The sequence below is a fragment of the Neobacillus sp. DY30 genome, assembly GCF_030123065.1.
In the GTDB taxonomy this organism is placed as follows: Bacteria; Bacillota; Bacilli; order Bacillales; family Cytobacillaceae; genus Neobacillus.
In genome coordinates this window covers 1,750,412-1,770,505 of record NZ_CP126093.1, presented here as the reverse complement: position 1 = coordinate 1,770,505, position 20,094 = coordinate 1,750,412, and the positions used below count along the sequence as shown (strand labels likewise).

The window sequence follows — 20,094 nt, the reverse complement described above, 5'->3', positions numbered from 1 at the left end:
TTCTAAAATATCTTTTTTCTGAGTATAGTAATATTAGCTTACTTTCACCGAACCATTATCCTGCTTAGGACCGGTGAGCATTTTTGGATGAACGATGCATTGAAAAGCATCATCAGCAGATAATTGCTGCATAGTAAACGACACGAGGCCTTTTTCGCATAAGTAGCTTTCTCCTTTTGTATGAATATTAATTGAGTCAGGCTTTACAGCAACGATAAGCTGGTGCTCTTGTCCTACCACCCGGCAGGGGACAATCCTTAGTTTATTTTGCCAATCAACGGGAAACTCTTGATTTCCTAGAATCAGAGATTCTGGATCACCTGCCATTTTTATAATTGGTTCGGCCATGCCTTCGAGCATATTCTTTATGGAGACAAACATAACAGGAAGTTTTGATAATGGGTCATAAAGCTGATTACCGCTGTCGACTAACCCCTTAAAAGTAAAAGATTCGTTATTTATTATTAAGGTGACATTAACAATCTGGTCAAATTGAATCTTGGTCATTTCCATGCTCTCTATATTCCGCTTAGAGAAATGCCAAGCAACCGGAAAACCTACTAAAACAAATAGCCAGCTGATTGGATCACCAAAGCCAGTAACACTTGCAATCATTACTTTTGTTGACATTTCCGAATCAAATTGAACAAAATAATGGGCTCCTATCAATGATCCTCCAATAAGAAACGTCGTTACGTAAAGAGTCATTAATGCCTTAATGAAAAAGCTTAGTCGCTTATAACCAAATACAACTAATACCATAGCCACCGAGAATAGTAACTTTGAAATCGGATGGTTTGAGTAGGTATGTATGGGAGTAAACGACAATAATATAATTAAGGAACCAATAAGACCGCCTGCTATTATCCTCCAAATACGAATTTGTCTCTTTAAAAAAATGGCTGATAGATACAGGAGAAGGCTATCAAATAACAGATTAAGGGCCCAAATCACATCTAAATATACAGACAACCAGCTTCCCCCTTTTAATGTCTCCAGCGATTTACTAGCTCATGGATTTAACATTAGGGTGTATTACCAATCTTTTCTATTATTCTGTTTAGAAAAAAGTATAACCTACTTTATTGGCTAAAGTGTGTCACTTTCTGTAATCAAAAAAACAGAAATTTTCACTATAAACAACGTATTTTGTCTAATAAAATTTAAACAAAAAAACATGGCCCTTTCGGACCATGTCTTTTTTGTTATTATCTTCTACGGTTTCTGTTGCGTAGGAAGGTTGGTATATCTAGTGTTTCTTCTTGAGGAGCATTGTTATGACGAACAGGTTCTTGTGGAGTTTCTTCACGCTTTGGTTCTCGCTTTACAGCACTCAATTGTGGTTTTGTTTGTCCAAACGCTGGACGAGCTGCCTTTGGCTGGATGACTTCTTCATTGAAACCCGTGGCAATAACGGTAACAATAATTTCATCCTTATGGTTTTCATTAATTACAGAACCAAAAATCATATTTACTTCTTGGTCAGAAGCAGTCGCCACGATATCCGCCGCTTCTTGAACTTCATATAAACTTAAATTACTGCCGCCCGTGATATTCATCAGAACTCCTTGTGCACCGTCAATAGACGTTTCTAACAATGGAGAACTTATCGCTTTTTTAGCTGCTTCAGTTGCACGATTTTCTCCGGTTGCCATTCCGATTCCCATCAATGCAGAACCTTTATTTGACATAATCGTCTTCACGTCAGCAAAGTCTAAGTTAATAAGTCCCGGAACCGCGATTAAGTCAGAAATACCCTGAACCCCTTGACGAAGTACATTGTCAGCTTCACGGAAAGCTTCGAGCATTGGAGTACTTTTATCTACAATTTCAAGAAGACGGTCATTCGGGATCACAATCAATGTATCCACTGCTTCTTTCATTGCACCAATACCACCTGCAGCTTGGTTAGAACGCTTTTTACCTTCAAATGTAAATGGACGAGTTACAACCCCAACAGTTAAGGCACCTAAATCTCGGGCAATTTGTGCAATAACAGGAGCAGCTCCTGTTCCTGTTCCTCCGCCCATACCTGCAGTTACAAACACCATATCCGCACCGCGTAATGCGTCTTCTAATTGTTCTTTACTTTCTTCTGCCGCTTTCTTCCCTACTTCAGGATTAGCCCCAGCACCAAGTCCTCTTGTTAACTTTGAGCCAATTTGCATTTTTACTTCTGCTTTTGAAAGGTTTAATGCCTGTGCATCGGTATTTACCGCGATAAATTCTACTCCTTGAACACCATGTTCGATCATACGATTTACTGCGTTGTTTCCACCGCCGCCAACCCCAATTACTTTAATTGTAGCAAGAGAATCTAAATTTGTATCAAACTCTAACATGACAAATCCTCCTAATTCGTCGATAATCCTTTTCGTATTTGTCTATTCGAAAAAGAGACCAAGGAATTTTTTTACTTTTGTTGACATCTTATCTTCCGGATGTTTTTCTGGTTTTGCTTTTGGCTGTTGTTGTTGTTGTTTTTGTACTTTCTTCTCGATTGGTTCGGTTACAGGTGCTGAAGCGACGAATGTTCCACCTGGTAATCTAGCATTCTTGTAAGCATATTTAATTAAACCAACCGCAGTTGTATACTGAGGCTCTCTTACTCCAATATAGTTGGGAACGGCTTTGCGAACTGGACTTTGAAAAATCGTTTGAGCTAATTCTAATATGCCTTGCATATTTGCGGTACCGCCTGTAAATACAAACCCTCCAGGTAAATCATTTATCCCCATTCGTTTTAATTCATGAGCAATCAATTCAAAAATTTCTTCCATACGCGCTTCTATAATTTCAGACACATATAATTGATTAAATTGCTGATGCTGATCGCTTCCGATAATTGGAACACTAAAGAACTCATCTTCTGAGGCATCATCGTAAAAAGCATGTCCATATTTGACTTTAATTTTTTCGGCATCCTCAGTTGAAGTATGTAATACTTTAGATAGGTCATTTGTAATAAGATCACCGCCTACTGGTATTACACTTGTTGCGGCCAAGAATCCTTCTTCAAAATAGGCAATGGTTGTTGAGCCGCCTCCTAGGTCGATTAAAGCAACGCCTAGGTTTTTCTCGTCTTTCGAAAGTGCATATTCACCAGCTGCAAGAGGCTGCAAAATAATATCAGTAATTTCTAAACCGGCACGCTCAACACATCTCAATGTATTTGTAATGATAGCGTTGGAACCAGTGATAAGAGTTCCTTCTACTTCTAAACGGACACCTATCATACCACATGGGTTATTAATTTCATCCTTGCCATCAAGGATGAATTGTTTGCGGATAACCCCAATAATTTCTCTATCCTGAGAAATAGAAACAACTTGTGCCTCGTCTATAACACGCCGAACATCTTCATTTGTAATTTCACGATTTTGACTGGAAACTCCTACAATTCCGCGACAAGGTTCAAGAGCAACCTGATTGCCGGAAATTCCAACTATCACTTGTCTTATTTCCATTCCTATCATTCTTTCAGCTTCTTCTATAGCACGTTTGATAGAATGAACGGTATCATTAATGTCAATGATAGATCCTTTACGAAGTCCTTCAGACTTAACGTTTCCAACACCAATTATATTTATCGAGTCGTTGACAATTTCACCAATGATTACTTTTACACTGGATGTACCGATGTCAAGACTTACATATATTTCATTGCTGTTCATTCTTTGGCACCTCCTTAGCAATTCCTTCAGTCGAACAACAATTATTTTTTATAAGATATAATATAAAAGTACTTACATACCTATATCTTATAAAATTATTCGTCACAACTAAATAATTCCCTTTAAAAAAATCAATTTTTTTCTAACTTTTCTTTTGACTTTGACCATTTTGTCAATAATATTCGCCTAATAACTGCAATATTTTGAAATAAGCGGACACCAAAGGCAAACACGGCTGCTAAATACAAGTCTACACCAAGATGAACGCCTAGAAAAGCTAAACTTGCTGCAAGTATAATATTAAAAAAGAATCCAGAAACGAATACTTTTTCATCGTAAATATTCTGCAAGTGTGCCCTTATTCCGCCGAATAGTGTATCAAGTGCTGCCAAAACGGCAATCGACAGATAATTTGAATACTCCTCAGGAATCCTAATATCTGTCAATAGACCAAGAAGGATTCCGACAATTAAACCTAGTAATGGAAGCCACATTAGGTATTCCCTCCTTCATTCGTATTCAACGGCTCTAAATATCGAATCCGGATAGGATTATCATATGCGGGAATCGTAATTGCAGAATTTGGCTCCGTTATAGTTAATTTTAGGTTTTCAATAAAGAATTCTTCCGCAGCCTTAGATACCTTCATTTGATTGTATAATTTTTCAGCAGTTTCCATATTATCAACGCCTATTTTAACTTCAATCGGTAAGCTTGATAATGCATGGCCATCAATTGTTGTTTCATTATTTATATCTCTAATGACCGTTGTATTAATAATTCGCTGTCCATCAACCGATACATATTTCGCGTCGTACATATTCAACTCATTTAATAATCTTTTTAGAAGTTCAGGGGACACTGCCTTAGTTATCTCTACACCAATTTGAATTTCCTCCATTATTGGTTCAATGACCAATATTAATCCTGGAGCTGTAACGTTGGTCATACCTGCCTCATTTTTCAACTCTTGAATGGTATCACGTAATGCCTGTTCTTTACTCTGTTTTTGCTTAGATTCATAGGCTAATAATTTTTCCTCAATTGATCGAATTTCAGTTAATAACCCAGACTGTAATTCTTTCTCTCGGAGTATAGCCTCACGAAGCTGCCACAAATCACGAGTATCACGTTCAACAGGTTTTTTTACTGTTTGAAATTGGATGGCAATCATAAAACCTATTACTGCAGAGATAGCTATAAAGCTATAATTTTTTTTATGCTTGTCCACCCTTTTCACCTTACCTTTTATATTCATTTTTTCATGTGGACATATTCAACATTTATTATGACTGTCCCAATATTGGATTTAGGATGATTTCGCTTTTTTCTTCTAATGTAAAAACAATATTATCATTAACGATTTGGTCTTTAACACCGCCAGTAAGGTTTAAGGCAGCAGTTAATACCTTTGGGTCACCAATTGCAGTAATCACAAATGGCGCTGGATGTTGAATGCCATCAACTGTAATTACGGGTCCGTTACAAATAATATAGGAATGGCTAGTTAATCTCTGACCGTTAATGGCAATCGCTGCTGCACCTGAGATGTAAAGTTCATTAATAACTTTAAATACATGGTGTTCATGTACTAAATAGTTATTTATATTAACTTCATTAGGATCATACGCACCATCTGAAAGCTGAACGCTTACTCCTTTTCCCTTAACCTTAACCTTGCCTAGGAACATTCGGTATTTTTCGGCGTCTTCAGCAAGGGTGGAATAGGCTTCTGCTTCTTTTGAAAGATCTTTTTCGTTCTCTTGAACCTTACCTTGCTTTTGGTTTAATTCCTTTTGAAGTTTACGATTTAGTTCTTCTAATTCAATAAGTTGATTTCTAAGATTAATCGTTTTGTCAAATTGATCACTGGATAATTTCGTGTTTTTTTTATCTAGTTCTTTTTGAGTATAATGATAGGAAAATGCAATCATAAACCCAAGAACAAGGCATACTAGGGATAAAATAACATGCTTACCCTTCACCTTTATCATCTTCAATTTCCAATTCCTCCGATTCGTCCGCTTCCAATTCAAAGGCCTTAAAATAGGAACCTACCTCTAAATCGATAACCCCCTTAATGGTCGGATCTAATTGACTTATGATTGAAGGATAATGTTCCATTTTTTCCGAAAAGCTTCGTAAAGTAGCACTTACTTCAAAACCATCATTCATATATAAAGAAATATGATATCGGTCAGTTTTTTTCGGAGTATAGTGAATTTCAGAGATAGCATTAAGAACCTCATTAGGCAGTTCATCGAGTGAGGCAACCATCTCTTTAAGAACTGCACCATCTTTAAATTTAAAGAGGATTGGTGCATTTACAGGTAGTTCAGTAAATTTCCTATCCTTAAGAACCTTTCCGTTTTCCATGACGGGGTAATAGGAGTCATCAGATGCTAAATAGGCAATTTTATTACGTTCTTCGATTTCAATTAATACCGTGTTAGGCCACTTTATGGTCACTTTTGCTTGTTTAATAACGTTCATTTTTTCAAGAGTTAACGAAATTGTATCTTTCTTTACACTCCAAATGTTTGTAGTTTTTGATAGTTTTGTTATTTCAATAATCTCATCTGTTGGCAACAATTCATTTCCTATAATAGTAATCTTTTTAACATGACTTAATGGTGACTGTACATATGCGACAACGGCAATCATAGTAAAGAACAAAAATAAGAGAATAATCAGCCTTTTGTTAGCTTTACGCCGTCTTTGCTCTTTCAGCTTTGGAATTCGATCCTCAAGAGCGACAATCTTACCTTTATCCATACACTTCCCTCCATTAAGAATAACGCTTTGCATGTCCAAAAAGAAAACCAATTAAAAACTATCAGCTTTTTCTAACTAAAAGTAAAACAACGGCACGAAAATCATGCCGTCATTCATTTTCTCAGTTTTTTCCCATATTTATAATTTGTAATTATATCACAAAATTTGTAATTGGTACGACTATTTCTTTTTACTCGCGGCCAATAATTTCTACCTCGGTTTCCATTTTAATTCCATATAAATTCATTATCGTCTCTTTTATATATTGAATTAAATCTAGAACATCCTTAGCTGTCGCATTACCAGCATTCACAATAAAATTCCCGTGCATTTCAGATATTTTTGCACCACCCATTTGAAAACCTTTTAGTCCTGCAGCTTCTATAAGTTTTCCTGCGTAATTTGGAAGGGGATTTCGGAAAATGCTTCCTGCACACGGGAAGTTCCATGGCTGCGTCTCTTTACGGTAATCTTTGTTTTTTTGCATTTGAGCAACAATTGCAGTCCTATCACCTGTTGTCAGTTGGAATTCTGCTTCTAAAACAATTCCGGGACGCTTCTTTTGAAGGACGGAGGTCCTATATGTGAACTCCATTTCACTATTAGATAACCATTCAATGGAGCCGTCTTCAAATAGTATGTGCGCCTTGGTTAAAATCTTACTGATATCTGAACCGTGTGCACCTGCATTCATATATACTGCTCCACCGACAGACCCAGGGATACCACTGGCAAATTCAAGTCCTGATAACCCTTTTTTCGATATCATGGTAGATAAGCTTACTAAAGAATGACCGCCACCAACTGTAATTGTAGAATCATTTATAGTTAAATGATCTAATCCTGAACCTAATTTAATTACTACACCCTCCATCCCTTTATCAGAAACAAGTAAATTTGACCCTCTGCCAATTGCCCTCCATGGGATTTGCCGCTCCTTAAGGAAAGTCATTACTTTTTGGATATTTTCCAAAGAAGATGGCTCAATAAAAATGTCAGCAGGACCTCCGATCTTCATGGTCGTATGCTGGGATAGCAGTTCATTTCTCTTCACCTTGCCAATATTTAAATCTTGAATTTCTGTAAATAATCCGTCCATTCCTATCACCCTATCTTTCAAAACAAACGTATAGTTTCAGTTTATGCAAAAAATGAGTTTGGGCTACTTTTGTTTTTCTTGCACAAGCTGTTTCATTAGTTTATATAATCGCCCGGCTGAGTCAGGTACACCTAATTTTTTCGCCCGTGCCCTCATCGTCTGTAAGTACTCATTATCTAACAATATTTTATCTATTTGCTGTATGAGACTTTTGTTATTTAAGTCTTTTTCTAAGAGTAATTCTGCTGCACCATGATCACTGAGTGATCGGGCATTTTTTTCTTGATGGTTATTCGTCACATACGGACTTGGAACAAGAATACTTGGAATACCTAATGAAGTGATTTCCGCAAGGGTTGTTGCCCCTGCGCGTGAGACCACCAAGTCAATACCCGATAAAACCTCCGGCATGTTATGAATAAAGGGTTTAATGACCACATTTTTAGGATTCCCGACAAGTTCTACTTCATTTTGCACATCTTTAAAATGAACATCACCTGTAACATACAGAACTTGATAGGGCTTTTCACCAAATTCCGAGAGTGCCTTAACAACTGCATCATTTATAGGTCTGGCACCACGGCTGCCGCCAAAAATTAATACTGCCGGCATAGTTGTACTCAATCCAGCTGATAATCTTCCTCTTATTCCATCTTTGCCATTCACTTCCGATGCACGCGGGTTCCCAGTAAACACCACTTTATCCTTTGGAAAATATTCTTTTGCCTCCTCGAAACAAATGGCAATCTTATCTACATACCGACTTAAAAATTTATTTGTCAGCCCTGGTACACTATTCTGCTCATGGACAATCGTTGGAATCCTTAATTTTGCTGCAGCATACACAACAGGACCGCATACATAACCGCCAGTTCCAATCACAATATCAGGTTTGAATTCTTTTAACATTTTTTTACTGTCTCTGGCACCTTTTAAAAATCTCAAAACGGTTTTAATATTATCTAAGGATAATTTTCTTTTGAATCCAGTAATATGAATCGATTTAAATGGTATCTTCTCACGAGGAACAATTGTACTTTCCAACCCATTCTTTGTTCCTATGTATAAAAACTCAGCATTTTTGTTTTCTTTTTGTATTTCCCTAATGAGAGCAAGAGCTGGATAAATATGTCCCCCAGTCCCACCGCCGCTTACTACTATCTTCATATGTCCACCCCAAACTAAAAAATGCTTTACGCTAATTTCTTATCCTATCTTACTATAAAATTAACAGAAGTTAAGGATTGAAAAAAGAATGTTATCTAATTGTAAACAAAACAAGGAATTAAATAAAAAGACCCTGCTCAGGAACAGGGTATGTTAGTATCGAGAATAACGGCTTATATTTAAGAGAACACCTATTGCCATTAACATTAATGTTAGAGAAGAACCGCCATAACTTAAAAACGGCAGGGTAATTCCGGTAACAGGCATTAAACCAGTAACTACGCCGATGTTAATCATAACTTGTATGGCAACCATTGATATAATACCGACCGCCAAAAAGCTGCCGTATAAATCCGGAGCACCAAGGGCAATACGTATTCCCCTCCATAATAACAAGGCAAATAAAAGAATGATAAAGGATCCTCCAATAAAGCCTAGTTCTTCAGACAGAATCGCAAATATAAAATCTGTCTGCGGTTCAGGTAAGTAAAAAAACTTTTGCCTGCTTTCGCCAAGACCTAGACCAAATAATCCACCAGGACCAATCGCATAAAGCGATTGGATAATTTGGAATCCACTTCCTAACGGGTCCTGCCAAGGGTCTAAAAAAGAAGTGATCCTTTTCATTCTATATGGTGCTGAAGCCACCAAACCCACAAAGCCTGCCAAACCTACTAATCCTAATAAAGCAAAGTGTCCTACACGAGCTCCTGCAATAAAGATCATGACCACACACGTTCCAATCATTACTGTTCCAGTCCCTAGATCAGGCTGGAGCATAATTAGAGCAAAGGCTACAAAAGCAAGACCTAATGAAGGGACCAGCCCTTGACGAAAAGAAGTGATTAATTTCTGCCTCTCAGAAAGAAATTTAGCTAAAAAGGCAATCATTGCGAGCTTCATAAACTCTGATGGCTGTATTGAAAATGCTCCGACACCAATCCAGCTTCGCGATCCATTTCTAACATTTCCAACCCCAGGAATGAGCACTAAGAGAAGTAACACAAAGCAGGTTATTAATATGACCTTTGACCACTCTCTCCAAGTCCAATAATTAATGTTCATAATAAAAAACATGGCGGCAATCCCGACTCCCGCAAAAAGTGTTTGTCTTTTTGCGAAGAAGAAGGAGTCATCGAATTTATACTCCGCCCAGACTGCACTCGCACTATAAACCATAATAAGTCCTACTGCTAATAATGTAAATGTAACAATTAATAATATAAAATCAGGAGTTGTTCTTTTTGTCGGCACACCTAACACCTCGAGTAGCAAGTTTTAGGGCATCAGTTGTTGTCCAGCTCAAGCGAATAGAAGCTTTCGCTTTTCGTTGGACAAGCTGCCCTTACTTAAGCTTATGCACCGCTTCGATAAAAATGTCTCCCCTGACTTCAAAAGTTTTATATTGATCCCAGCTTGCACATGCAGGAGATAACAAAATAACGTCGCCTGGTTCTGATAATTCAAATGCAACCGGCACGGCCTTTTCAACATTATCGACATTGTTAATTTGTTTTATTCCTGCTTCTGATCCAACCCTGTTAATTTTGGAAGAGGTTTGACCGAAGGTAATTAATGCTTTTACATTTTTCAAATATGGCAGTAGTTCATCAAATTCATTTCCACGGTCGAGTCCCCCAGCTAATAGAATAATGGGAGCCTTGAATGCCTGTAATGCATTTATCGTCGCTAAAATATTCGTGGCCTTTGAATCGTTATAAAACTTTCTGTCAGCAATTTCTGTCACATACTGAAGTCTGTGTTTTACCCCAGTAAATGTTCTAAGAACAGTCTGAATTGCTTCATTGCTAACACCTGTCAATTTAGCTGCAGCTATTGCCGATAGTATATTTTCAAGATTATGAACACCTGGAAGGGCAATTTCAGCCACTTTCATAACATTTTCTCCATTAAAACAAACCCAGCCCTCTCGAATATAGGCTCCTTCACTCAGGATTCTCTTCGTTGAGAACGGAATAATAGTCGCTTTAGAATGTTCCGCAATTTCACGTACTTCCTGCTGCTCTGCATTATAAATAAAATATTCTGCTTCAGTCTGATTTTTAGTAATATTCGCCTTAGCCTTGTGATACTCTTCTTTTGAGCCATGATAATCCAAATGTGCATCATATAGATTTGTTATAATGGCTATCTTTGGATTAAACGTTTGAATTCCCATTAACTGAAAAGAAGATAATTCGATCACAATATTATTTTCAGCAACAGCTTCTTCCGCTACTCCAGAGGCTACGGTTCCTATATTACCCGCAATTAATGGGTTCTTCTTGCCTTCATTCAACATTTTATAAATAAGTGTTGTCGTAGTTGTTTTCCCATTTGTTCCGGTTATCCCAATGAAAGGAGCTTCTGATATTTGGTAAGCAAGCTCGACCTCTGTTAATACTGGAATCCCTTTCTCCACTGCTCCTTCAATGATTGGGTTTTGGTAAGGAATACCTGGATTTTTGACAATAAGTTCGAAACCTTCATCAAGAAGTTCTACAGGATGTTCACCGCAAATCACTTTAATACCTTGTTCTAATAACCCTTGAGCCTCTGGATTTTCTGATAATGGTTTTTTATCATTTACGGTTACGAACGCACCAAGCTTATGTAAGAGCGTTGCAGCTGTTACCCCGCTTTTTGCTAAACCAAGGACAAGAATTTTTTTATGGAGATACGTATTTATCTGCTTCAATTATAACCACACCTCAATATAGATACCTAGTATCGCGAATATTAATCCAACACTCCAAAAAGTGACAACAACCTTCCATTCTGACCAGCCGATTAGCTCATAATGATGATGGAGCGGACTCATTCGAAAAATCCTTTTACCTGTCGTTTTAAAAGAGATGACTTGTAAAATAACGGATAACGTTTCAATAACAAATACACCGCCAATTATGACTAACAATAACTCTAACTTGGTAAGAATAGCAATGGTCGCTATCGCACCACCAAGCGCCAGCGAACCTGTATCACCCATAAACACTTTTGCAGGGTGTGCATTAAAAACGAGGAAACCTAAAACTGCACCTGCAACAGCCACCGAAAAGATTGCAACCTCTATCTGTGATTGGTTCCAGGCTAAGACAGCATATGCACCAAATGCAATCGCAGCCGTACCAGAAACTAATCCGTCTAATCCATCTGTTAAATTGACTGCATTCGAAAAACCCACCAGCCAAAAGACAATGAAAAATACAAAAAACCAGCCAAGTTCAATGGATAAACTACTTCCAGGAACAGAAATTTCAGTAGGAAAGCCATTTTGTTTATAGACCAGATAAAAAATAACAGAAATGATTATTTGCCCTAACAGCTTTTGTCTAGAGGTTAATCCTAGATTACGCTTCAGAGCGACTTTAATAAAATCATCTAAAAACCCAAGTAATCCAAATCCAAAAGTCACAAGGATAAGTAAGTAAGTTTTAACGGTTGGTTCAGAAAATTTCCCAGTCATGACCAGTGTGGTAATGATGATCGAGAATAAAATCATAATTCCACCCATCGTTGGCGTACCTGTTTTTACTTGATGGGATTTTGGCCCTTCCTCACGAATGCTTTGTCCAAATTTCAACCTTCTTAAGAAGGGAATAAAAATGGGAGAAAGCAGCACTGTAATCAAAAATCCCATTAAAATTGTGAAAAAAATAACTTGCTCCAGCATTTTATCCCCTCCTTTCGGAATCATGTTTTGGAAATGTCTTCGATACCTTATCCAACATTACAGCTATATCATATGTTTCTTTATTTTCTTTGAGAAGTTTTCTATTCAAAAATACGAATTTTGTCATATTCATTTGCTCTGCTTTATCTCCATCCATTTTTTCAATGTAAAATTGTAAAAGTTCTCTAACAGCTTCAATTGGGTTATCAGTAAAAAAAATGGGAAAGTGATTCGGTGCGTATTTTGGCAGCTGTTTCTTTATATCCCATATGGCTGCAATCGCTCCATTGGCAATTGCCTCTAACAGTTCCCCTGAATCTTCATTTAACGGTACGAATAAACCTTTTGTCTGCACAGCATTGGCATCGTCCGTTACCGTAAAATAAAAATGATCCGCTTCTTTTATACCCCTCATATTAGAGAATAACCTTACTAAATCATTAAACGCTAAATACATTTCTATCTCCCCTCGATAGCCTCCCGAGCAACAAGCCGGTCATCAAAATCATAAACATTACTGCCAATAATCTGGTATGTTTCGTGACCTTTACCAGCAATTAAAATCACATCACCAGAAGAAGCTTGGTTAATTGCCGTTACAATAGCTTCTTTTCTATCAGGAATTGTGATGTAATTTTCTCCTATGACACCTTCTTCCATATCTTTTAATATGGCTAAAGGATCCTCACTCCTTGGGTTATCTGAAGTAAATATTGGGTTTGTAGCATATCGGCATGCAATCTCTGCCATTAATGGTCTCTTCGTTTTATCCCTGTCTCCACCACAGCCCACTATTACAAAAATCTTCTTATCTGCAAAACTGCGTATTGTTTTCAGTACATTTTCTAAACTATCGGGTGTATGAGCATAATCTACGATAACGGTGAAGTTTTGTCCTGCATTAACTAACTCAAATCTACCGTCTACTCCTTTAACACTCTCAATTGACTCGATAATTTTTTCCATCGGGATTCCTGAAACAAACGCAGTTGCAATACTAGCCAAAACATTATAAACACTAAACTTACCAATTAATTGTATGTTAATGGAATAACTCTTCTCTTTTATTAGTATTTCAAAAGAAGTCCCAGCAGAAGTCATATGGATATTTCTTGCTTGGAAATCCGCATTATTATCAATTCCGTACGTATAAACAATTGCCGCTGTTGATTTACGATACATATCTGAAGCAGGATCATCTGCATTTAAGATTGCAAATTTCGGTTTATTAACGTCGAATGTGTTTCCAAGCTGTGAAAATAATAAACTCTTAGCCTGCATATAATCTTCCATAGTTTTATGATAATCTAAATGATCTTGGGTAAGGTTTGTAAATACCGCTATATCGTAGTCACAGCCATGGACTCTTCCCATATGTAAGGCATGCGATGAAACCTCCATAATTGCTGTATCAACGCCTGCATTAAGCATTTGTTGAAAACCTTTTTGAAGGACAAGACTTTCAGGTGTTGTATTTTTAGTCTCAAACTTCTGGTTACCAATTTTTGTATACATGGTTCCAATTAAACCCGTGCAGTGATTTACATCAGAAAATATTTTTTCAATTAAATGGCTAGTGGTTGTCTTACCATTTGTCCCTGTTATACCTATTAGGTGTAGTTTTTTTGTTGGATGTTCATAAAAAGCATCAGCCAATACTGCCATTGCCCGCGTTGTATCGTTAACAATTATTACCGGTACTGATAGTGGGAGTGCACGCTCAGCCAGTACAGCAACTGCCCCATTTTTCACTGCTGATTCTGCGAAATCATGACCATCAACCGTATACCCTTTGATACAAATAAATAAACTTCCCGCTTGCACCTTTCGATTGTCGTTCTCAATCGAAGTGATTTCTGGATTTGTTCCTTGATAAGGAACAAGAAGGTGCAAATGTTGAAGTAAGGCATGTAGTTTCATATACTCAAATCCTCTCTTGCCGTTAGAAAATTACCATTTTTTCACAAAAGTTTAATCTTATAAAAGATTCACCTTATTTTACAGCAAAACACAATAGAATGCTATTTATCATTAAGATTCAAATTTTATTTTTTTCAAAAGAACAGGCGGCGGAAATCATTCCGGCCGCCTGACTTTAATGTTTGTAACTATTTATTCATCCTTATCAAAATAAAGTCGAATAGTTGACCCTTCTTTGACTTTTGAACCTGCTTCAGGTGACTGTCTTACTACTATATCACCTTCACCACTTGCATCAATTTTAAGATCCAACAGTTGTTCTGTGATTTCTAACTTGGTTAAACCCGTTAGGTCAGGAAGCGTAATCAATGGCCTATCAGGCCATTTGATTTCTTTTTCAATTTGATCTTTACGAGGTTCAACCCCCAATGCCATGAGTCCATCTTTCATAATACTTCCGACAATTGGGGCAGCTACGGTTCCACCGAAAATAAGTCCGCCTTTCGGATTATCAACAGCGACATATACAATGATTTGTGGATCATCTGCTGGGGCAAACCCCATAAAGGATACGATAAAGTTATTTTCTAAATATCTTCCGTTTTGCGCTTTTTGAGCTGTTCCTGTTTTACCGCCAATTCGATAAGAATCAACAAATGCCCTGAACCCAGACCCTTGAGCGACTACTGTCTCAAGCGCATGACGGATTTCTTTAGAGGTTTCTTCAGAAATTACTTTTCTTTTCGCAACAGGAGTATTTCTCATCACTACTTCCTTCGTAACAGGATCTATTAACTCTTGAGCGATATAGGGCTTATAGAGAGTTCCCCCGTTTACGGCTGCTGCCACTGCTGCAACCTGTTGGATTGGAGTCACCGATACCCCCTGACCAAAAGCTGTAGTGGCTAATTCAACTGGACCAACTCGATCTAAATTAAACAAAATCCCTGAGCCTTCACCAGCTAGATCTATCCCTGTCTTCTGTCCAAAACCAAAATTCTTTATATATTTAAACAAAGTATCTTTACCTAACCTCTGCCCCAACTCTACAAAACCAGGGTTACATGAATTTTGTACAACCTCAAGGAAGGATTGACTGCCATGCCCTCCTCTTTTCCAGCATTTAAGTCGTGCCCCGGCAACTTCTACGGAACCTGAGTCATGAAAATGTTCCTTTTCTAAATTAACTTTCCCTTCCTCTAAAGCTGCAGCAAGAGTGATAATTTTAAAGGTTGACCCTGGCTCATAACTTGACCATACAGGCAGGTTTCTGTTGTATACCTCTTGTGGAACGTTACGAAATTCAGCTGGATCAAAGGTTGGGCGACTAGACATTCCTAAAATTTTTCCATTATTCGGGTCCATCGCAATTGCGATGATTCCATCGGGATTATAGGTGGCCTCGGCAATATCAAGCTCCCTCTCAATAATCGTTTGTATTTTTGTATCAATGGTAAGCTTTAAATCAAGTCCATCCACTGGCTGCTCATAATCGTCAGCCATATCATTCATTCTTTCTCCTTTAGCATTTGCATAAAACTTAACAGAGCCTCTTTCACCACTTAGCTCTTTGTCGTAATATAGCTCTAATCCCATTAATCCCTGGTTGTCCACCCCAGAAAATCCTAGTACATGAGAAAGGTAGCTTCCAAACGGATAGTGCCTTTTCGAATCTTCTCCTATATATACTCCTTCAAGACCCAATGCCCTGATTTCCTTCGCTTTTTCATGAGAAATTTTTCTTCCTTCTTTAATTCTCACAATAGATTCGCCTTGAGTAATCTGCCGGTAAGCATTTTCTTTAGGAATATTTAATACTGCTGCCAATTTTTCAGATGTAGTTGCCGGGTCCTTAACCTGTCTTGGTACCACATAAACAGTTGGAGCACTAATATTTGTGGCTAATGGCACACCATTACGATCGATAATCTCGCCGCGCTCTGGTTCAAAGGGAATATTTCTGCTCCATGACCCCTTTGCCTGACTGGTCAATTTATCACCTAAAACAAACTGCACATAACCAAGTCGGACATCAATGATTAAAAAGATTAGAATTCCTACGAACATTGCAATCATTAACCTTTTACGGACAGTTACATTTGAAACACGCATAAAATGAACGAGCCTCCTTTATCCTACTCGTTCATTTATATGCTTGTACTATATCGAATAGAACGTCTGCGGTTACTGTTCTAAACTATTATTCCTTTGGGAGATCCTCTAATCCTCCCTCAGATACCTCGGTGTTTTCCCCGGCTTCCTTTGCTTCTATTTCTAGCTTTTCTTCTGTCGATCTTAAATCTACGATTAGGAAATCTCCCTTTCGTAACGCAGCCCCTTCTTTAATATTTTGCTTAACAACGTAACCGCTGCCTGTAGAATTTAGCTTCATACCCGATACCTTGGCAACCTTCATTACGTCTCTGAGTGACCATCCTGTCATGTTTGGCGCCGCCAATTTACCATCACTTTGGATAATTATTTTCTCACCTTTAAGGACGTTTGTACCCGCTGCAGGAAGCTGCCTTGTGATTTTCTCCCCTTTTCCTAAAACAACAACTTCTAAACCTGCTTCCTCAAGTTGTTTAACTGTTTTCGACACATCTTCACCTTTTAAATCGGCTAATTTCGTAGTTGACGCTTTTTCTTGCTGGGAAGGCTGTATATTTAAATACTGTAGACTATTTTTCATTACAGGATTAAAGACTAAAGAAACTGGTATTGACCCCAGGGAATAGTGATCAATCTCAGGCTGTTGAACAGCAACATATACAATTAACTTCGGATTATCTTTTGGCGCCATACCTAAGAATGAAAAAATATAATCTTCCTGCCCATCTAAGTAGCCGCCCTTTGGATCAGGAATACTTGCAGTTCCTGTTTTCCCAGCAACACTATAGCCATCAATCTGATAACGAGTCCCCGTACCCGTTTCTTTATTTGTCACAACCGTCTCGAGAATATCACGTACTTCCTTTGCGGTTTCAGCGGAGATTGGCGTCGAAACAACCTCAGGTGTCACATCTCTAATTACCTCACCAGTGTCATGGTTGACAATTTTATCAATTACTTGCGGCTTCATCATTTTTCCATTATTAGCAATTGCAGTCATCGCTTGAATTTGCTGAATGGGTGTAATAGCAGTCCCCTGTCCATATGCAGTGGTTGCTTTTTCAACCGGCCAATTATATTGGATTTTCCCTGTGGTTTCCGCAGGCAAATCAATCCCAGTTGGGCTATCAAAACCAAATTTAGTTAAATATTCCCGGAACTTATCAAAGCCTAATTTTTCATTTGCCAGTTTTGCAAACGCAACATTCGAAGAGCGCTGAACTCCCTCTAGGTAGGAAATGGTTCCCCAGCCGGACCTTTTATGATCATGTATCGGCTTATCTTTCGATGTTACTTTATAAGAACCAGACTGAAACAATTCATTCGGATCAAATTTATTTTCTTCAATTGCCGCTGCAAGTGTGAAAATCTTCATCGTTGAACCAGGTTCGAAAGAAGTTTCTATTGCTTCATTATGCCAGCTGTTATCAATCCCTTCCTTTGTTTTCGGATGAAAGGAAGGTCTCTGCCCCATGGCTAGGATGTTTCCTGTTTTAGGGTCAGCGACAATAGCAATGATTTTCTTAGGGTTATATTCATCTACTACTTTGTTCATGGCGTCTTCCAAAAAGGTTTGAATCTTTTTATCGATTGTTAAATAGACATCATTTCCATTTTGTGCTGGGGAAACCTTCTGTTCTCCGTCTGGCAGTAGATACCCCCATAAATCACTCTCGTAATCAATTTTACCATCCTTGCCTGTTAACTCTTTGTCTAACGTTTTTTCGATCCCCATTTTGCCAACATAGCTGTAGGTTCCGTCCTTTTCTTCGATTCTGTCAGCATAACCAACAAGGTGAGAAGCAAAAATTCCATTCGGATAAAACCTTTTTGAATCGCGTTTAAATGTTATTCCCGGCAGCTTAAGGGCTTCAATTTCTTTTTTTGTTTGATGGGATATGTCTCTACCCGCTTTCCCAAATTCAACCTGAAATTGATCTTTGGTTAAAATTTTATAAATCTCCGATTCTTTCATTTTAATAATTTTTGCTAGTTCCCTTGCTGTTTTCTCGGGATCCATCACATGGTTTGGCTTTTTAGGGTTTGTCGTCATCTTTTTATCCAGAATGGCAATTAATGTATAAGAGGTTGTATCCTCAGAAATTACTTCTCCTTTCTGATCAAAGATGACACCTCTGACCGCCTCTAAATTCCCAGTTCTGCTGTATTTTTGCTGGGCTTTTGCTGCTAGAGGCTGTGAACCGACCTCCCCTGTAATTTGAATAGAAAAATATCTAAAAAGCAATATAAAAAAGAGCAGGCCGAATAACGCAAACAAACCGGCTGCCCCAACATTCATATATGGCTGTTTCTTGTTCATTTCTCGTGCACAACCTTGACGTTATTTTCGTTTAGAACAAGTCCCATTTCTTTTGCTTTTTCCCAAATTCGTTCATAGGTGCTAAGTTCACTAACTTGCACCTGCAAGTCACTGTTTACCTTTTCAACCTCATTTATGGAGGTTTGGATCTCCTGAATTTCCCTGTTTACCTGGTAAATTTCCGCTTGATTCGAGATGAGATTGACGGCACCAAAACAAACTAACCCTGTAAATACGATTCCGATTATTTTCTCTCCAGGTGTAAGCCAGTGCTTTTTTGTTTTTACAATACTATGTTCCTGTACTGTCCGTTCTACATGCTGTTGTTGCTGAAATTTCCTGGCAAGATTACTCATTCTTTCCCCTCCACATAGTTATTTTTTTATTTATGTTTAAAGTTTTTCGGCAATCCGCAATTTTGCAGATCGGGCTCGATTATTATGTTCTAATTCTTCTTCTGAAGGAAGAATAGGTTTTCTAGTAATTAACTTTAAAATAGGCTTAAATTCTTCAGGAATCACAGGCAAGCCATGCGGTAAATCCGGTGTTTCACTTGCCTTTTTAAAAGTGGCTTTACATATTCTGTCTTCTAATGAATGGAAAGTTATTACACTGATTCTTCCTTCCGGGTTAAGGATATCAATTGCTTTTTGCAAAGACTTTTCAAAAACTGCTAATTCATCATTAACAGCAATTCTCACTGCTTGAAATATCCTCTTAGCCGGATGTCCGCCCTTTCTTCTTGCTGGAGCAGGAATCCCTTCCTTAATAAGTTCAACCAGCTCAAAGGTGGTTTCAATTGGCTTAATTTCTCTTTTCGCCTCTATTTTTCGGGCAATTTGCTTAGAGAATTTCTCTTCTCCATAGCGAAAAAAGATCCTGACTAAATCCTCGTAAGACCAATGGTTAATCACATCATAAGCTGAAATATCAGCGTCATTGTCCATCCTCATGTCCAGCGGTGCATCATGGTGATAACTGAACCCTCTTTCTGGAGTGTCTAATTGTGGGGAGGAAACACCCAGGTCATACAGAACTCCATCAACTTTTTCAATCCCCAGCTTTTCAAGTTCTTCCTTAAGATATAAGAAATTACTTTTGATTATTGTTAGCTGCTCACCATAGAGTGACAATTTTTCTTTTGCATTTTTAATTGCTACTTCGTCTTGATCGAAGGCAAACAATTTTCCGTTTTCAGTAAGTTTCGATAGTATCAGCGAACTGTGACCAGCTCCGCCTAATGTACAATCAACATAAATGCCGTCAGGTTTAATATTTAATCCATTAACAGCTTCATCTAGTAATACGGTTGTATGTTCAAACATCATTAATCACCTTTTCCAATCGAACAAAA

At 37.9% G+C, this 20,094-nt stretch carries 18 protein-coding genes; all 18 read right to left on the bottom strand.

Translation table 11 applies throughout. The annotated features are described in order from the left end of the window. Positions 1-33 precede the first annotated feature (33 nt). Positions 34-972 (bottom strand): sigma-E processing peptidase SpoIIGA, encoded by a 939-nt coding sequence (spoIIGA, locus tag QNH29_RS08755; RefSeq protein WP_283864417.1) that lies wholly within the window; start codon positions 970-972, stop codon positions 34-36. Between the two features lie 236 nt (positions 973-1,208). Then, complete coding sequence (ftsZ, locus tag QNH29_RS08750) at positions 1,209-2,342, bottom strand: cell division protein FtsZ (protein ID WP_283864416.1); 1,134 nt, start codon at positions 2,340-2,342, stop codon at positions 1,209-1,211. A 42-nt stretch (positions 2,343-2,384) separates the two neighbouring features. Further along, positions 2,385-3,674, bottom strand: a complete 1,290-nt coding sequence (gene ftsA, locus QNH29_RS08745) for a cell division protein FtsA (protein WP_283864415.1) — start codon at positions 3,672-3,674, stop codon at positions 2,385-2,387. Between the two features lie 131 nt (positions 3,675-3,805). Beyond that, positions 3,806-4,168 carry a small basic family protein gene (locus QNH29_RS08740; RefSeq protein WP_283864414.1) on the bottom strand — a complete coding sequence of 121 codons (363 nt, stop codon included), beginning with the start codon at positions 4,166-4,168 and terminating at the stop codon, positions 3,806-3,808. Then, entirely contained in the window at positions 4,168-4,905 is a 738-nt protein-coding gene (locus tag QNH29_RS08735) for a DUF881 domain-containing protein (protein WP_283864413.1), read from the bottom strand. Before QNH29_RS08735 ends, QNH29_RS08740 begins: the two co-directional genes overlap by 1 nt. Before the next feature lie 55 nt (positions 4,906-4,960). Continuing rightward, on the bottom strand, positions 4,961-5,668 hold the full coding sequence (locus QNH29_RS08730) for a DUF881 domain-containing protein (protein WP_283865567.1): 708 nt from the start codon (positions 5,666-5,668) through the stop codon (positions 4,961-4,963). Beyond that, the gene (locus tag QNH29_RS08725) at positions 5,649-6,449 is read right to left on the bottom strand and encodes a cell division protein FtsQ/DivIB (RefSeq protein WP_283864412.1); all 801 of its coding nucleotides are present in this window, start codon (positions 6,447-6,449) and stop codon (positions 5,649-5,651) included. Before QNH29_RS08725 ends, QNH29_RS08730 begins: the two co-directional genes overlap by 20 nt. 190 nt (positions 6,450-6,639) lie before the next feature. Further along, positions 6,640-7,548, bottom strand: coding sequence for a UDP-N-acetylmuramate dehydrogenase (murB, locus tag QNH29_RS08720; protein ID WP_283864411.1), 909 nt, complete (start codon positions 7,546-7,548; stop codon positions 6,640-6,642). 63 nt (positions 7,549-7,611) lie between these two features. After that, a complete protein-coding gene (gene murG, locus QNH29_RS08715; RefSeq protein WP_283864410.1) occupies positions 7,612-8,715 on the bottom strand; it encodes an undecaprenyldiphospho-muramoylpentapeptide beta-N-acetylglucosaminyltransferase in 1,104 nt (367 codons plus the stop codon). 153 nt (positions 8,716-8,868) lie between these two features. Further along, complete coding sequence (gene spoVE, locus QNH29_RS08710) at positions 8,869-9,969, bottom strand: stage V sporulation protein E (RefSeq protein ID WP_283864409.1); 1,101 nt, start codon at positions 9,967-9,969, stop codon at positions 8,869-8,871. Positions 9,970-10,060: 91 nt separating this feature from the next. Continuing rightward, the gene (murD, locus tag QNH29_RS08705; protein ID WP_283864408.1) at positions 10,061-11,413 is read right to left on the bottom strand and encodes a UDP-N-acetylmuramoyl-L-alanine--D-glutamate ligase; all 1,353 of its coding nucleotides are present in this window, start codon (positions 11,411-11,413) and stop codon (positions 10,061-10,063) included. Then, the gene (gene mraY, locus QNH29_RS08700; protein ID WP_283864407.1) at positions 11,414-12,388 is read right to left on the bottom strand and encodes a phospho-N-acetylmuramoyl-pentapeptide-transferase; all 975 of its coding nucleotides are present in this window, start codon (positions 12,386-12,388) and stop codon (positions 11,414-11,416) included. A gap of 1 nt (position 12,389) precedes the next feature. Further along, positions 12,390-12,845 carry a hypothetical protein gene (locus tag QNH29_RS08695; protein WP_283864406.1) on the bottom strand — a complete coding sequence of 152 codons (456 nt, stop codon included), beginning with the start codon at positions 12,843-12,845 and terminating at the stop codon, positions 12,390-12,392. Positions 12,846-12,847: 2 nt separating this feature from the next. After that, positions 12,848-14,308 (bottom strand): UDP-N-acetylmuramoyl-L-alanyl-D-glutamate--2,6-diaminopimelate ligase, encoded by a 1,461-nt coding sequence (locus QNH29_RS08690; RefSeq protein WP_283864405.1) that lies wholly within the window; start codon positions 14,306-14,308, stop codon positions 12,848-12,850. Between the two features lie 192 nt (positions 14,309-14,500). Further along, positions 14,501-16,420, bottom strand: coding sequence for a stage V sporulation protein D (locus QNH29_RS08685; protein WP_283864404.1), 1,920 nt, complete (start codon positions 16,418-16,420; stop codon positions 14,501-14,503). A gap of 88 nt (positions 16,421-16,508) precedes the next feature. After that, the gene (locus tag QNH29_RS08680; RefSeq protein ID WP_283864403.1) at positions 16,509-18,740 is read right to left on the bottom strand and encodes a penicillin-binding protein; all 2,232 of its coding nucleotides are present in this window, start codon (positions 18,738-18,740) and stop codon (positions 16,509-16,511) included. After that, positions 18,737-19,096 (bottom strand): cell division protein FtsL, encoded by a 360-nt coding sequence (ftsL, locus tag QNH29_RS08675; RefSeq protein ID WP_283864402.1) that lies wholly within the window; start codon positions 19,094-19,096, stop codon positions 18,737-18,739. The genes QNH29_RS08680 and ftsL overlap by 4 nt, the downstream gene beginning before the upstream one ends. A 36-nt stretch (positions 19,097-19,132) precedes the next feature. Next, the gene (gene rsmH, locus QNH29_RS08670; RefSeq protein WP_283865566.1) at positions 19,133-20,065 is read right to left on the bottom strand and encodes a 16S rRNA (cytosine(1402)-N(4))-methyltransferase RsmH; all 933 of its coding nucleotides are present in this window, start codon (positions 20,063-20,065) and stop codon (positions 19,133-19,135) included. Positions 20,066-20,094 lie beyond the last annotated feature (29 nt).